Raw genomic sequence first — 15,929 nt, 5'->3', positions numbered from 1 at the left:
TCGTCTCGCCGGCAACCTCACCGTCTGAAAACATAACGCGTTGAACGGGAAACCGTTCAACGCGTTATGTTTTAGTCACGCTATTCAGGCTTACCCGGCAGTCTCGGGCGAGATCGCGAAACATTCCCCGCCCGTGTCATGCCGCTCCGTGCCTCAGGCCGCTTTCAACAGCCCGTGCGGATCGATCACAAACTTCTTCGGCGCACCGCCATCGAACTGTCGGTAGCCGTCCGGCGCCTGGTCAAGCGACACGACGGTCACGTTCACGATGTCCGCGATCGGCAGCCGGTCCCACAGGATCGCCTGCATCAGATTGTGGTTGTACTTCATCACCGGCGTTTGCCCGGTATGGAACGAGTGCGACTTGGCCCAGCCGAGACCGAAGCGGATGCTCAGACTGCCTTTGCGGGCGGCGGCATCGGTGGCGCCCGGATCATCCGTTACGTACAGACCCGGAATGCCGATCGCGCCAGCGGCCCGGGTGATTTCCATCAGCGAATTGAGCACTGTGGCTGGTGCTTCCTCATGCGAGCCGGTGCTGCCGTGGCCGTGCGCCTCGAAGCCGACGCAGTCCACCGCGCAATCCACCTCGGGCGTGCCGAGAATCTGTTCGATCTGCTCGCCTAGCGTAGCGTCCTTCGACAGGTCGACAGTCTGGAATCCCATCTTGCGAGCATGTGCAAGACGCTCCTCGTTCATATCACCGACGATCGTGCAGGCTGCGCCCAACAAGCGTGCCGAAGCGGCCGCTGCCATCCCCACCGGCCCCGCGCCTGCAATATAGACCGTGGCGCCAGGCTTCACGCCCGCCATCACAGCGCCGTGATAACCGGTTGGCAGAATATCGGACAGGCACGTGAGATCGCGGATCTTCGACATCGCCTGAGCGCGGTCGGGGAATTTCAGCAGATTGAAGTCCGCGTACGGCACCAGCACGTACTCAGCCTGGCCGCCGATCCAGCCACCCATGTCGACGTAGCCATAAGCGCCGCCCGCGCGCGACGGATTCACGTTCAGGCACACGCCGGTGTGCTGCGCCTTACAGGTCGGGCAGCGTCCGCAGGCCACGTTGAACGGTACTGACACCAGGTCGCCGATCTTGAGCGTTTCAACGTCACGCCCTATTTCGATCACCTCGCCGGTGATTTCGTGGCCGAGCACGAGCCCGACTTCGGCGGTTGTGCGGCCACGCACCATGTGCTGGTCGGAGCCGCAAATATTCGTGCTTATCACCTTCAGAATCACACCGTGGCCGATCGACCGGCCACGCGGATCGACCATCTTCGGATAGTCGATCGACTGCACTTCCACCTTGCCCTGCCCTAGATACACGACGCCGCGATTGCTGCTCATTTGTCTGTCTCCATGTCTCGTGAGCGGCGCGCCTGTCTCTACGTGACACGCCGTTCAACGAGCGTAGCGCCCGCCGAAACAAAGGACATGCACCGAACACGACACCGGTTTGGCAGGAACCGACAAGCAAGGCGCAACCGTATGAACGGTGACCTGTTTTCGTCAGTGTCGAACCAGACCGTGCTACTGCCGCTACAAACGCACCCCGCTCAGGTCCTCGCTCAATGCCCACAGGCGTTCCGCGGCATCTGCTTCAACGGCCCACGGCAACACGCCGTTCAACGCTTTGTGATCTGCCGGCACGGCTTCTGCGATATCGACATCCTCGCAATACACGCCACCCATATGCTCGAGCGCCGGATTCGTGGCACACCATACTGTCGTGGCCGCGCCCTGTCCGACGGTCTTGTATAACGACCGTTGATCCGCGGGAATCTGTCCCGCCGCGTCGCGAAAACCCAGCGCCTGGAGCTCCTCCGTCGTGATCGATCGTTGCAGCGCCGTCTCGATCCGGCCTGGATGCACCGCGAATGCGCGAATGCCGTGCGGCGAGCCCCGCCTGTCGAGCGCTATCGTGAACAACACACCGGCGGTTTTGGATTGACCGTGGCGATCCATTTATCGTAGGGACGACGTTCGAAGTGAGGATCGTCGAAATCGAACGCGGCGCGCCGGTGCGCACCGGACGACAGCGTGACAACCCGCGCGGAACCGCTGCGCTTCAGTGCCGGCCAGAGCCTCGCCGTGAGCTGGAAATGCCCCAGATGATTTGCCGCGAATTGCGCCTCATACCCTCGGGTATCGCGCGTGAAAGGCACAGCCATGATGCCCGCGTTATTGATCAGGAGATGCAACGGGCGACCGCTCGACAGAAATGTATCCGCGAAAGCGTCGATCGAGGCGGGATCGAGCAAGTCGAGTATTGCCACTTCGGTGCGCGGAATGTCGTGGAGTGCCTCATAGGCCTTGTCCGGCGTCCTCGCGGGAACGATCACCGTTGCTCCTGCTTCGGCCAGCACGCGTGTCGTCTCGAGGCCGATGCCGGAATATCCGCCGGTGACGATCGCCACCTTGCCGCGCAGATCGACGCCGGCGATCACGTCGGCCGCGGTGCTACGCGAACCGAATCCGGAATGAAGCGGAGTTTGCAGGTTTGTCATGGATTTTCCTTGAAATGAAGTGCTGCCTGAGCGCGCCTTTGCCGAAGGCCTTTTTGAGTACTTGCATGAGTCCCTATTGCTCGTGATCGATGACGACACATTCAAAGGCGCTCGCTGTCGCGGCGGCCTCCATGGCTTCCGGTAGTTCAGCGAGCGGATAAACACGCGCATGCAGCGCGGCGATGTGAAGTTGTCCACTGCGAACGAGATCGAGCAGACGCCGGTACGCGTCGCGTGGATACATGAACTGGCCAAGAATCTCCCAGCCGTTCAGCATGACTTCGGTATAGGGAATCGGCAGCGGGACGGTCATGCTGCCCATCAGCACAAGCCTGCCGCCCTGAGCGAGGCCGCGCAGCGCGGCAAGCGTCAGATTGGGGTCGCGCGCGTTGCCGACCATATCGAACGCCATGTGCGCGCCACCACCTGCCGCCGCGCGTATCGCTTCGGCGTCGGCAGCTACATCGCCTGTCGCCACCACCGTGACCACACGCCCGCGGCCGAGCGCCGCAACAGACTCGAGTACTTGCGCATTTCTTCCGACCGCGACGACGCGGCTCGCCCCCATCGCCAATGCGACGAGTACGGCGGCACTGCCATACGCGCCTGTCGCGCCTGACACGATCAGCGTTTCTCCCGCTGCGAGACGCCCGCGCAGCAAACCACCGAACGGCACGATGCAGCGTGTCGTCAAAGCGAGCTGTACTGCGCTGAGTTGCGGCAGATCGTCTACCGGCGTCACCGCGCTCGCAGGAAAGGATGCATATTCAGCGAGCGTGCCGTCCGGCCAGTCGGCCTGCACACGGTGGCCGACGGATCCGTTCGCCGTCACGCCGATCAGGATCTGCGCCGGCTCCCGCACGTTTTCCTGCGCGACGAAATGCGACTGCAGGACAACACGTTGCCCAGGCTGCAGATGCCACACGTCGCGGCCCACCGCATGCACGACACCCACACCGTTTCCGCCGGGAATAAACGGTTGCGGCGGCGCATGATAGATCGGCAGTTCGCCGCCGACATACTGCTTCATGTACGACATCAACGACGACGCTTCGATGCGAACCACGACACCGCCCGCGCGTGGTTCAGGAACAGGAATATCGGTCAGGCTCAGCGTGCCGCCGAGCCGCTCGAGTTGCCAGGCTTTCATGGGTAGATGCTCCGTACGTCAAGCGGGGTATTCGATGCAAGGTTGACGCTATGATCCTGCTAACGAACATTCGTGCCTATAATAGAAACGCCCTCATTTCTATTAGATCGTACATTTATGGACGCACTTTCCGACGTGCTCTCGATGCTGCGGGTAAGCAGCGTGTTGTCGTCCCGCTTCGAAGGACGTGGCGCGTGGGCCTTCCGTTTTCCCGCATACCAGGGCGTCAAGTTCGGCGGCGTGCTATCGGGGCGTTTTCATCTGTGGATCGTCGGCAGCAAAGCGCCTTTGACGCTCGAAAAGGGCGATTTCTACATGCTCACGGACGGCCAGCAATTCTGTTCGGCGAGCGACCCCGAGCGTGTGCCGCTCGATGGCCCGGCGGCTTATCGCAGCATTCGCGGTGCCAACGGCGTGGTTCGCTACCAGGGTGACGATGGCGATCACGAACAGGTGAGCATCGCGAGCGGCCGCTTCACGTTCGAAAACGACGTCACGGAGATTCTGCTCAGGCATCTGCCGCCGCTGATTCATCTTCGTGCTGCGGATCTGGGGTCGCACGCGCTTTCGCGTCTCCTCGACCTGCTTGAATGGGAAACGAGCGGCCTGCAAGCCGGCGCGGATGTCGCGAGCAGCAGTCTTGCCGCATTAGTTCTCGTTCACGTGCTACGCGCTTATCTGGCGTCAACGCCGCAACCCGAGGGCTGGCTGGGCGCCCTGGCCGATCCGAAGATCGGCGGAGTTCTGTCGATGATGCATGCGCAACCCGGCGAACGTTGGACCGTCGATAGCCTCGCGTCTTCGGTGGGCATGTCGCGCACCGCGTTTGCGACGCGCTTTCGTCAGCAAGTGGGCTGCGCGCCGGTCGAATACCTCGCTCAATGGCGCATGACGATTGCCCGCTCCGCGCTCAAACATTCGGAGGAACCGTTGACGGACATCGCGTCGCGAATCGGCTATCTGTCGGACACGGCATTCAGCATCGCGTTCAAGCGCTCCACCGGACAGAGTCCCGGCCGATTCCGTGTGCTAAGTCGCGAGGCGTGAGGCTTAAACGCCTGCGCTTCAACGCGGCGTTGATTCCCGGGCAATGCTCATGTGTGCACTGATGCAACCCGTTTTTTATTGATTGACCGTTCAATATAAAAAAACTAACATAGCCCATCGAACACTTGGGCGGCCTGCCTGCGCCTGCCGCCTCCAGCACCATGCCCAAACTTGGAATGCGCGAAATCCGCCGCGCACAGTTGATCGACGCCACGCTGCTGACCATCGACCAGGCCGGTCTCGCCGGCGCAACGCTCGCCTCGGTCGCGCAGCGCGCGAGCATTTCCACCGGCATCGTCAGTCACTATTTCGGCGACAAGGACGGTTTGCTCGAAGCCACCATGCGCCACGTGCTGCGCGATCTGTGGCAAGCCACCTCACGCAGGCGCCGTGCGGCGAAGGCGGATCCGCGCTCGAAACTCCGTGCCGTCGTCGCGGCGAATTTCGACGCAGCGCAAACCAGCGGCCCCGTGATGAAAACGTGGCTCGCGTTCTGGTCCGAGAGCATGCACAAGCCGCAATTACGGCGGCTTCAGTACGTCAACACGCGGCGGTTGAACTCGAACCTGTGCGCGGATTTTTCGAAAGCGCTGCCGCGGCCGGCGGCGCGCCGTGCGGCTGGCGGTCTCGCGGCGCTGATCGACGGTCTATGGCTGCGCGGCGCGTTGTCCGGTGAACCCTTCGATACGAAGGCGGCACTGCGCGTGGCGAACGAATACATCGATCTGGTCCTGGAAGCACGCAACTAGACCGGCGACATTTTAGAAAGGAGCAAGTCATGGCGGTATTCGCAACGCAACGTCTCTATATAGGCGGCGCCTACGTCGACGCAACCAGTGGCGAAACTTTCGACACGCTCGACCCCGCCACCGGCGAAACGCTCGCGACGGTGCAACAGGCCTCGGCGGCCGATGTCGATCGCGCAGTGCAATCGGCACGCGAAGGTCAACGCGAGTGGGCCGCGCTCACGGCAATGCAGCGCTCACGCATCCTGCGCCGCGCAGTCGATATCCTGCGGGAACGCAACAACGAACTCGCCGCGCTCGAAACGCGCGACACCGGCAAGCCGATCGCGGAGACCCAGGCGGTCGATATCGTCACCGGCGCGGATGTGATCGAGTACTACGCGGGACTCGCCACCGCGATCGAGGGGCAGCAGATTCCGTTGCGGCCGTCGTCGTTCGTTTATACGCGGCGTGAACCGCTGGGCGTGTGCGCTGGTATCGGCGCGTGGAATTACCCTATTCAGATAGCGTGCTGGAAGTCGGCGCCCGCGTTGGCGGCCGGCAACGCGATGATCTTCAAGCCGAGCGAAATCACGCCGCTGTCCGCGTTGAAACTCGCTGAGATTTATACCGAAGCCGGTGTACCGGCGGGCGTGTTCAATGTCGTGCAAGGCGACGGGCGCGTTGGTGCGATGCTTGCCGCGCATCCGGACATCGAGAAGATTTCGTTCACGGGCGGTGTGGAAACGGGCAAGAAGGTGATGTCGCTGGCAGGCGCATCGTCGCTGAAAGAAGTGACAATGGAGCTAGGTGGCAAGTCCCCCCTGCTCGTCTTCGGCGATGCCAATCTCGAGCGCGCCGCCGACATCGCGATGAGCGCCAACTTCTTCAGCTCCGGTCAGGTCTGCACGAACGGCACGCGTGTATTCGTGCAGCGTAGCGTGCTGGAACGGTTCGAAGCGCTGGTGCTCCAACGTGTCAAGCGGATTCGCGTCGGCGCGCCAACTGACGCCGATACCAACTTCGGCCCGCTGGTCAGCGCCGCGCAATTGCAAAAAGTACTCGGCTACATCGAAAACGGTGTGCAGGAAGGCGCTCAACTCATTGCCGGTGGCAAACGACTGACGGAAGGCCACTTCGCCAACGGCCAGTATGTCGAACCGACGGTTTTCACCGGCTGCCATGACGACATGCGTATCGTGCGCGAAGAAATCTTCGGCCCGGTGATGAGCATCCTCGTGTTCGACGACGAAGACGAAGCGGTCTCGCGTGCAAATAACACCGCTTACGGTCTCGCCGCAGGTGTCGTGACCGAGAATCTGTCACGTGCGCATCGCGTGATTCATCGTCTCGAAGCGGGTATCTGCTGGATCAATACGTGGGGCGAATCGCCGGCCGAGATGCCGGTGGGCGGCTACAAGCAATCGGGCGTCGGCCGTGAGAACGGCATCACCACGCTCGAACACTACACGCGCATCAAGTCCGTGCAGGTCGAACTCGGCCCGTATCAACCGGTGTTCTAAGGAGAGGCGACGATGGCTTCGAACGAATACGACTACATCATCGTCGGCGCGGGTTCAGCAGGCAACGTGCTCGCCTTGCGTCTGACCGAAGACGCGGGCGTGACCGTGCTGCTCCTCGAAGCAGGCGGCCCCGACTACCGTTTCGATTTCCGCACGCAGATGCCCGCGGCCCTCGCCTATCCGCTGCAGGGGCGGCGCTACAACTGGGCATACGAAACCGACCCCGAGCCGCATATGAACAACCGCCGCATGGAATGCGGACGGGGCAAGGGACTCGGTGGTTCGTCGCTGATCAATGGCATGTGCTACATCCGCGGCAATGCGCTCGATTACGACGGCTGGGCCGGACGCCCTGGGCTGGAAGACTGGACGTATCTGGATTGTCTGCCGTACTTCCGCAAAGCCGAAACGCGCGATGTGGGCGCGAACGCATATCACGGCGGCGACGGTCCCGTGCATGTAACGACGAGCAAGCCCGGCAATAATCCCTTGTTCGCGGCGATGGTCGAAGCCGGCGTGCAGGCGGGTTTTCCGCGTACCGACGATCTGAACGGCTATCAACAGGAAGGCTTCGGTCCGATGGATCGCACGGTCACGGCGAACGGCCGACGCGCCAGCACCGCGCGCGGCTATCTGGATCGCGCGAAGACGCGCGCGAATCTGACCATCGTGACGCATGCCGTGACCGATCGCGTGCTGTTCTCGGGCAAGCGTGCGATTGGCGTCGCGTATCTGCATCATGGCAGTGCAGTGACTGCGCACGCACGCCGCGAAGTGCTGGTATGCAGCGGCGCGATTGCCTCGCCGCAATTGCTGCAACGCTCAGGCGTCGGCCGCTCGACGTGGCTGCGCGAACTCGACGTGCCGCTCGTGCACGATCTGCCGGGCGTTGGCGAAAACCTGCAGGACCATCTGGAGATGTATATCCAGTACGAATGCAAGGAGCCGGTCTCGCTGTACCCGGCGTTGCAATGGTGGAATCAACCAGCAATCGGGCTGGAATGGATGCTGAATGGCACGGGCATTGGTGCAAGCAACCAGTTCGAAGCGGGCGGCTTCATCCGTACTCGCGACGAGGATTTATGGCCGAACATCCAGTATCACTTCCTGCCCGTCGCGATCAACTACAACGGGTCTAACGCGATCAAAATGCACGGTTTTCAGGCGCATGTCGGTTCGATGCGTTCGCCGAGCCGTGGCCGTGTGAAGCTCACGTCGCGCGATCCTGGCGCACATCCGAGCATCCTCTTCAACTACATGGCCGATCCGCTCGACTGGCGCGAATTCCGTGACGGCATCCGCATAACGCGCGAGATCATGCGCCAGCCGGCGCTCGATCGTTATCGTGGCCGGGAGTTGAATCCGGGCGCGGAATTGACCACGGACGAGCAACTCGACACTTTCGTGCGGATGCGCGCGGAGACGGCGTTTCATCCGTCGTGCTCGTGCAAGATGGGTTACGACGATATGTCTGTCGTCGATAACGAAGGGCGCGTGCATGGCATGGAAGCATTGCGCGTGGTCGACGCGTCCATCATGCCCTTGATCACAACGGGCAATCTGAACGCGCCAACGATCATGCTTGCAGAGAAGATCGCGGATCGGATTCGTGGTCGGGAAGCACTGGCCCGGGTGGAAACGCCCTACTTTGTGGCGAACGGCGTGGCGTCCAGGAAGCGTGAAGGGGCGACGGTCTAATGCACGTCGACACAAACTATCGAACCGGGTGTCAGCAATAAGGCCGCGAATATTTTCGCGGCCTTATTGCCTGGGTCACTCCCGCGCAGGACTCAACACCCCATGCGCGTCCGAATCAACTGCCTCGGACACCAGGGTCTCCAGCGCGAGTCCACGCGTCTCGATCCCCATGATCCACACGGCCGCAGCCGCGATCACAAAACACATCGCGCCGAGCGAGAACACGCCGCCCTGGCCGAACACCGGCAGCACGACACCCACCACGTAAGGGCCGATCAACGAACCCACGCGGCCGATCGCTGAGGCAAACCCCGACCCGGTAGCCCGTGCACCGGTGCCATAAAGCTCAGGCGTATACGTGTAAAGCACGGCCCACATCGCAAACAGGAAGAACTGCATGGCGAGCCCGGCACAGATCAACAGCGTCGGCGCTTGCGCGTGCAGCGCGGTTTGTCCGTAGACGTACGCCATCACTGCGCTGCCGGCCAGCGACGCAATACAGGTCGGCTTACGTCCCCAACGTTCGACAAGCCACGCCGCGCAGATAAAGCCCGGAATCCCGCCGAGCGAAATCAACACCGTATACAGCACCGACTTCGTCACCGCAAAGCCCGCTTGCTGCATCAACGCGCCGAGCCACGACGTCAGCCCATAAAATCCGAGCAGCGCGAAGAACCACAGCGTCCACACCATGATCGTGCGACGCCGGTAGGCCATGCTCCAGATCTCGCGAAATGCGCCCGAGCCCTTCGCGGCCGGCGGTTCCTGCAGCATCACCGGTGCACGCAACTGGCTCAGGCCGGCCGCTTTCATCACCTTCACTTCGACTTCGGCGAGAATCTTGTCCGCTTCGGCGAGGCGTCCGCGATGCTCCAGCCAGCGCGGCGATTCCGGTACGACGCGGCGCACGATCAGCACGAACACGGCAGGAATCGCCAGCAGCGCGAACTCCGTGCGCCACCCGAATGCCGGCAACACGAAATACGACACCACGCCCGCCGTGATGAAGCCGAGCGGCCAGAAGCCATCCATCAGCGCAATCAAACGTCCGCGCGACGCGGCAGGCACGAATTCGGACAGGAGCGTCTGCGCAATGGGAAACTCCATCCCCATACCGAAACCAAGCAGCACGCGATAGAAAATCAGCGCCTCGACGCTCTGCGCCGTCGAGCACAGATACGATGCGAGACCCCATAACACCATGCTCCACTGAAACACGGGACGCCGTCCGAAACGATCAGCCAGCAATCCGGCAACGGCCGCGCCGATCACCATGCCAAAGAAGCTCGCGCTTGCGACCAGCCCTGCCGTCGCGGTCGACAAATGGAATTCGGTCTTGATCGAGCCGAGCACGAAGGTCATCGTGCCGAGATCGACCGAGTCGAAAAAGAATGCGACCGCGATGATGATGAAGATGGTCCGGTGATATCCGGAGAACGGCAGTCGCTCGAGTCTGGCGGCTGCGCTCGCGCGAGGCTGAAAAGCGGTGGACATGTCATTCCCTCGTTGATGCGGCGGCTGCCGCGTGGACGTTCCGATCAGTGCAATTCAGTAGACGCCGACATAAATCGGCCACATAGAAGAAATACGTCATGGGGATGGAACGGGAGCGTCGTTCCGGCCGTTCGCGAGCCTTACGGTCGCAGCCGTGCACGCGCAGCGCCGGCAATGCGCGCAAGCGCATCCACGCTCAACCGGGCGGCGATTTTCTCAACGTATTCGTGATGCCGCGTTTGAAGCGGTGCGCCGAGTTGTTGCGCGAGCAGATAGCGGATCAGCGCGATGCGCCGGTGCCGCAACACAATGCTCTGATCGAGCAGCGCGAGCGCGGCGTGCGCATCGCCTTGATGGCACGCGCGCTCAGTGAGGCGCGAGGTAGTGAGACGTGTCGACGTCATGTCAGTCGGCGGCCCGGAGAGCCGCGAGCGGTGCCTCAGCAAGACACCACTCGCCGCATCTCACGACATCAGCGGCTCGGCCGCGTCGAGCATCATCTTGACGAAGTAGTCCGCAAAGCTGCGGCGTACGACAATATCGAAACTATCCGCGCCTGTGGGCAACAGCGTCATCGATGCCTTGAAGTAGTGGCTCTGTGCGCACTGCCCTTCACCGAACAATTTCGGGTGCAGATCGAGCGGGCAACCGCGTGCCAACACTTCACGCGTACGCGTGCCGCTGATTTCGAGCGCTGTATAGCCGCTGCCGATATCCACCGCCGATGCGAACACGCCCGCAAATGCAGCACCGAGCTTCGCCTGCAACGGCGCGGTGCGGGTGGCGTCGTGCGCCATCGCCGAGCGCGCCAGCCACTCGTCCGGGCCGAGCCAGAGCAAATCATAGCCATTGCCTCGGGCGAAGGTATTCGCTTTCTCGGGCGGGCGGCAGCCGATCACGCTTTCCACTGCCTTCATGAACGCCGCATCGCGCGTATCGCCGCGCACGTTCACCAGTTCCAGAAACGGCCGCTCGCTCAACCGGAACGCCGCCGAGGCCGTCGCCTGATGCTTCTTCAGCAGCGCATCCGTCCCCACCAGCGGCGACTCCTGCCACACGCCCGTTTGCTGGCCGACCGCGCAATCCACCGCCGACACCGTCCCTCTAGTTTCATTCCACATGTTGACGTGCTCCTTCGCTGTCGTAGAACACCGAACTGGTGACCCTGGCTGCAATCTGCTTGCCGCTCGCGAGCGGAATCGTGACCGTTTCGCCGATCTTGTCGAGACCGCCCTTCACCACCGCCATTGCAATCGAGCGTTTCAGGATCGGGCTGTAATAGCTTGACGTGACGTGTCCGAGCATCGGCGCGGTATCGCCCTGGAAAGGACCCGCAACGATCTGCGAGCCTTCGGGAATCACGAACGACGGGTCGTCGGAGAGCAGCCCGACCAGCTGCTTACGCCCCGCCTTCGCCGTGTCCGTTCGTGTCAATGAACGCTTGCCAAGAAAGTCTTTCGACTTCGCGACCAGCCCGCCCATGCCGAGATCGTACGGTGTCATTGAGCCGTCCGTATCCTGACCGACGATGATGTAACCCTTCTCCGCACGCAACACGTGCATAGTTTCCGTGCCATACGGCGTGATGTCGAATTCCGCGCCCGCGGCCATCAGCGCTTCCCACACCGCGCGACCTACGTTCGCGGGCACGTTCACTTCATAAGCGAGTTCGCCTGAAAAGCTGATCCGCATCACGCGTGATGCTGCGCCTGCCACGGTGCCTTCGCGATAACTCATGAACGGGAACGCCGCGTTTGCAAAGTCGATGTCGTGGCACACCTTCTGCAAAACCTTGCGGCTGTTCGGACCGACTACGGCGAAGGTCGCCCAGTGATCCGTCACGGAAGCAAGCCGCACGCGCATGTCCGGCCACTCGGTTTGCAGCCAGCGTTCAAGCCAGGTGAGCACGCGCGCCGCGCCGCCCGTGGTGGTGGTCATCATGTAGTGCTGGTCGGCGAGACGCACGGTCACGCCGTCGTCGAAAATCATGCCGTTTTCGTCGAGCATCAGACCATAGCGGCACTTGCCGATTTCCAGCTTGCTCCACGGATTCGTGTAGACCCAGTTCAGCAGTTTCGCGGAGTCGGGGCCCTGAATATCGATCTTGCCGAGCGTCGAGGCATCGAGAATGCCGACGCTCGTGCGCACCGCCAGCGCCTCACGCGCGACAGCGGCGTGCATGTCCTCGCCCGGCTTCGCGAAGTACCACGGACGCTTCCAGTTGCCGACGTCCTCAAACGCCGCACCGTTCTCCACGTGCCATTCGTGCACCGCTGTCTTGCGCACCGGATCGAGAAACTCGCCGAGTTCGCGACCGGCAAACGTGCCGAACGTCACCGGCGTGTAGTTCGGACGGAATGTCGTCGTGCCGGTTTCGGGAATCGTCTTGCCGAGCGCCTGCGCGAGAATCGCCATGCCGTTGATGTTGCCGAGCTTGCCCTGATCGGTGCCGAAACCCATCGCCGTATAACGTTTCACGTGTTCGACCGACTCGAAGCCTTCGCGCGCCGCGAGAAAAATGTCGGCCGCCGAGACGTCGTTCTGGAAGTCGACGAACTGCTTCGGCCCGCGCGTCGAAAGTTCGCGACCGCCGACGAGCCACAGCGGTTGCATCTTCGTTTCGGTAATCTCGGTCACCTGCACCGGATTCGGTCGTGCAACGATGTGGCCAGCCGCACGCGCCGCCTCGACACCGGCATCGACCGCAAAGCGGATGCCCTGTCCTAGCGTGAAGTCGCCGGCACACGCGCCAATGCTCGTTTCCGCCTGCATCGCCTTGCCCGGCACGAAGCAGACCTTGTCGTCATGCCAGTGCGCCTTGCCGCCCGATTGCGCGAACAGGTGCAGCACCGGGCTCCAACCGCCGGACATCGCGAGCAGATCGCAGGGCAGTTCGCCCTGCTTTGCACCGACCTGTCCGTTCGAATACGACGCTATGTCTACAGACGAGACGCGAAGCTTGCCGTGCGCGGCCGTAATGACCACACCGTTCATCACCTTGACGCCATAGCGCCGGGCGAGCGCAGGCAGCGTACCCTTCGATTCGCCCACACGCGGATCGACAACCATCACCTGGGCACCCGCCGCTTTCAGATCGAGCGCGCATTGATAACCGTCGTCGTTGTTCGTGAACACCACGGCATTGCGTCCGGGCAGCACCGCATAGCGATGCAGGTACGTCGACACCGCCGAAGCCAGCATCACGCCCGGCAGATCGTTGTTGCCGAACACGATCGGCCGCTCATGCGCGCCCGTTGCGAGAATCACGCGCTTCGCGCGAATCTTCCACATCAGCTCGCGGGTGCCCTTTCTCTGCGACACCGGCAGATGTTCGGTGAGCCGCTGCGTGACGGTGATGAGGTTATGGTCCTGATAACCGAATGCAGTGCTGCGGCACAGGATCTTCACATCGGGCATCTGCCGAAGTTCGTCCTCGATCTTGTGGACCCATTGCAGCGCGGGTTTGCCATCGATCTCCGCGCGGCACGACAGCAACGAGCCGCCAAGTTCCGGCTGGTCGTCGATCAGCGTCACGCGCGCGCCTGACAATGCCGCCGCATGCGCCGCCGCCAGACCCGTTGGGCCACCGCCGACCACCAGTACGTCGCAATGCGCAAAGCATTTGTCGTAGCGGTCCGCATCGGTTTGCTCGGGCGCCTTGCCGAGACCGGCCGCATCGCGGATCACCTCCTCATACTTCGGCCAGAACTTGCGCGGCCACATGAAGGTCTTGTAGTAGAAGCCCGCCGGAATGAAGCGCGCGAACTTCTGGTTGATTGCCATGCGGTCTTTCTCGATGTTCGGCTTCGCGTTCACGCTGGTCGCAACGAGCCCCTGATACAGCTCCACTTCAGTCGCACGCGCGTTCGGCACCGTGTACGCGCCGGTTTCGAGTTGCACGATCGCATTCGGTTCTTCCACACCCGCCGTCACGATGCCGCGCGGCCGGTGGTACTTCCAGCTGCGCGCCACGAAGTGCTCACCGTTCGCGAGCAGTGCGGACGCGAGCGTGTCGCCCTGATAGCCCTGATACTTGCGGCCGTTGAACGTGAAGTTCAATACGATTGCGCGGTTGATGCGCCCGCCGCTGGGGAGTCGGTCTTTCTGGCTCATGGTGCCTTACCCTCGTGTGCCTTGTCTTGTGCGTTAGCCTCGTTGCTGTCCATCGCGAGCAGCGGACGTTCGAACGTCTCGTAGCCCTGAATCTCGTAGCTCACGGTGTCGCGCTGCGCTTTGAACCAGCGGCGGCATCCCTGGGTGTGCATCCATTGCTCACGATGCACGCCGCGTGAGTTCTTGCGCATGAACAGGTAGTCGCCCCATTCCTTGTCGGTGAGTTTGTCGGTGTCGAGCGGACGCGCAATATCCGCTTCGCCGCCGCAAGAAAATTCGGTTTCGGCGCGTGGCCCGCACCATGGGCATTCGATCATCAGCATCTGGTTCTTCTCCCGTGTCGACCAGAGTTGGCGCTTTAGCGCCTTACTCTGGTCCCATGCAACTCGTTGCAAAGAGCGTTAGTGGGCAACAGCAGCGGCGCCGTGCTCGTCGATCAGATGGCCCGTGTAAAAACGGTCCAGCGAAAACGGCGCGTTCAGCGGATGCGGCTCATCCTTCGCGATCGTGTGCGCAAAAGCCCAACCCGAACCGGGCGTCGCCTTGAAACCGCCCGTGCCCCAGCCGCAGTTGAAGTAAAGCCCCTTCACGTCGGTCTTGCTGATGATCGGGCAGGCATCCGGCGACACGTCGACGATGCCGCCCCACTGGCGATTCATCCGCACGCGCGAGAACACCGGGAACATTTCCACAATCGCTTCGAGCGTGCCTTCAATAATCTGGAAGCTGCCGCGCTGGCCGAAACCCGTGTATTGATCGACGCCCGCGCCGATCACCAGATCGCCCTTGTCGGACTGGCTGATGTACGCGTGCACCGCGTTCGACATCACCACCGTATTGACGACCGGCTTGATCGGCTCAGACACCAGCGCCTGCAACGGATGGCTCTCCAAAGGCAACCGTATGCCGGCCATGTCGGCGAGCGAGGACGTATTGCCTGCTGCCACCACTGCGACTTTCTTAGCCTTGATGAAACCCTTGGTGGTATCCACGCCGATCACCTGGCTGCCGTCACGACGAATCCCCGTGACCTGGCAGTTCTGCACGATATCCACGCCGGCCTGATCCGCGCCGCGCGCGAAACCCCAGGCCACCGCATCGTGCCGGGCCACGCCGCCGCGCCGCTGGATCGACGCACCGAGCACCGGATAGCGGCTGTTCAGATTGATGGTCGGCTCGATTTCCTTGATCTGCGCCGGTGTGAGGAATTCCGCATCCACACCGTTCAGCCGGTTTGCATTCACACGACGTTCGGTGTCACGCACGTCCTGCAGCGTATGCGCAAGGTTCATCACACCGCGCTGGCTGAACATCACGTTGTAGTTGAGGTCTTGCGACAGACCTTCCCACAGCTTCATCGCTTTCTCATAGAGCGCGGCCGATTCGTCCCACAGATAATTCGAGCGCACGATGGTCGTATTGCGTGCGGTATTACCGCCGCCGATCCAGCCCTTCTCCAGCACGGCGATATTGCGCACGCCATGCTCTTTCGCGAGGTAATAGGCAGTGGCGAGACCATGCCCGCCGCCGCCGACGATCACGACGTCGTACTCACGCTTAGGCTCGGGGCTTTTCCACTGACGCTCCCAGTTCTCGTGATACGACATCCCGTTGCGCAACAGGCTGAATATCGAATAGCGGCTCATCGTTGGTCCTTTGGGTCCTG

Annotated in this window: 12 protein-coding genes and 1 pseudogene; 4 read left to right on the top strand and 9 right to left on the bottom strand. The window is 62.1% G+C overall.

The features are described 5' to 3' along the window. Positions 1–153: 153 nt before the first annotated feature. From fdhA to ACUN0E_RS13455, 3 genes and pseudogenes are all read right to left on the bottom strand, one after another. Positions 154–1,353: a formaldehyde dehydrogenase, glutathione-independent gene (gene fdhA / locus ACUN0E_RS13465; RefSeq protein WP_408225023.1), complete on the bottom strand. Its 1,200-nt coding sequence runs from the start codon at positions 1,351–1,353 to the stop codon at positions 154–156. A 192-nt stretch (positions 1,354–1,545) separates the two neighbouring features. Continuing rightward, positions 1,546–2,513 (bottom strand): annotated as a pseudogene (locus ACUN0E_RS13460) (oxidoreductase). Positions 2,514–2,586: 73 nt separating this feature from the next. Continuing rightward, positions 2,587–3,663 (bottom strand): zinc-binding dehydrogenase, encoded by a 1,077-nt coding sequence (locus ACUN0E_RS13455; protein ID WP_445566886.1) that lies wholly within the window; start codon positions 3,661–3,663, stop codon positions 2,587–2,589. A 117-nt stretch (positions 3,664–3,780) separates the two neighbouring features. Between ACUN0E_RS13455 and ACUN0E_RS13450 the strand changes: the two genes are divergently transcribed. The 4 genes from ACUN0E_RS13450 to betA all read left to right on the top strand — a co-directional run bounded on the left by ACUN0E_RS13450 (position 3,781) and on the right by betA (position 8,656). Then, a complete protein-coding gene (locus tag ACUN0E_RS13450; RefSeq protein WP_445566885.1) occupies positions 3,781–4,710 on the top strand; it encodes an AraC family transcriptional regulator in 930 nt (309 codons plus the stop codon). 161 nt (positions 4,711–4,871) lie between these two features. Beyond that, a complete protein-coding gene (gene betI, locus ACUN0E_RS13445; RefSeq protein WP_408225035.1) occupies positions 4,872–5,459 on the top strand; it encodes a transcriptional regulator BetI in 588 nt (195 codons plus the stop codon). A 29-nt stretch (positions 5,460–5,488) separates the two neighbouring features. Next, entirely contained in the window at positions 5,489–6,958 is a 1,470-nt protein-coding gene (gene betB, locus ACUN0E_RS13440; protein ID WP_445566884.1) for a betaine-aldehyde dehydrogenase, read from the top strand. 12 nt (positions 6,959–6,970) lie between these two features. Beyond that, entirely contained in the window at positions 6,971–8,656 is a 1,686-nt protein-coding gene (gene betA, locus ACUN0E_RS13435) for a choline dehydrogenase (protein ID WP_445566883.1), read from the top strand. Positions 8,657–8,731: 75 nt separating this feature from the next. On the opposite strand, the gene ACUN0E_RS13430 is transcribed toward betA, so the two are convergent. The 6 genes from ACUN0E_RS13430 to ACUN0E_RS13405 form a co-directional block, all read right to left on the bottom strand. Beyond that, entirely contained in the window at positions 8,732–10,150 is a 1,419-nt protein-coding gene (locus ACUN0E_RS13430; protein WP_445566882.1) for an MFS transporter, read from the bottom strand. 140 nt (positions 10,151–10,290) lie between these two features. After that, a complete protein-coding gene (locus ACUN0E_RS13425) occupies positions 10,291–10,554 on the bottom strand; it encodes a hypothetical protein (protein ID WP_445566881.1) in 264 nt (87 codons plus the stop codon). Between the two features lie 60 nt (positions 10,555–10,614). After that, positions 10,615–11,271 carry a sarcosine oxidase subunit gamma gene (locus ACUN0E_RS13420; protein WP_445566880.1) on the bottom strand — a complete coding sequence of 219 codons (657 nt, stop codon included), beginning with the start codon at positions 11,269–11,271 and terminating at the stop codon, positions 10,615–10,617. Next, positions 11,261–14,263 carry a sarcosine oxidase subunit alpha family protein gene (locus ACUN0E_RS13415; RefSeq protein WP_445566879.1) on the bottom strand — a complete coding sequence of 1,001 codons (3,003 nt, stop codon included), beginning with the start codon at positions 14,261–14,263 and terminating at the stop codon, positions 11,261–11,263. The genes ACUN0E_RS13420 and ACUN0E_RS13415 overlap by 11 nt, the downstream gene beginning before the upstream one ends. After that, the gene (locus ACUN0E_RS13410) at positions 14,260–14,586 is read right to left on the bottom strand and encodes a sarcosine oxidase subunit delta (RefSeq protein ID WP_408225056.1); all 327 of its coding nucleotides are present in this window, start codon (positions 14,584–14,586) and stop codon (positions 14,260–14,262) included. Before ACUN0E_RS13410 ends, ACUN0E_RS13415 begins: the two co-directional genes overlap by 4 nt. Before the next feature lie 78 nt (positions 14,587–14,664). Beyond that, a complete protein-coding gene (locus tag ACUN0E_RS13405) occupies positions 14,665–15,909 on the bottom strand; it encodes a sarcosine oxidase subunit beta family protein (RefSeq protein WP_445566878.1) in 1,245 nt (414 codons plus the stop codon). Between the last annotated feature and the right edge of the window lie 20 nt (positions 15,910–15,929).

This window comes from Paraburkholderia sp. D1E (assembly GCF_052682275.1).
The sequence above is the reverse complement of the archived record's forward strand: the minus strand, read 5'-3'. Positions and strand labels throughout refer to the sequence as shown.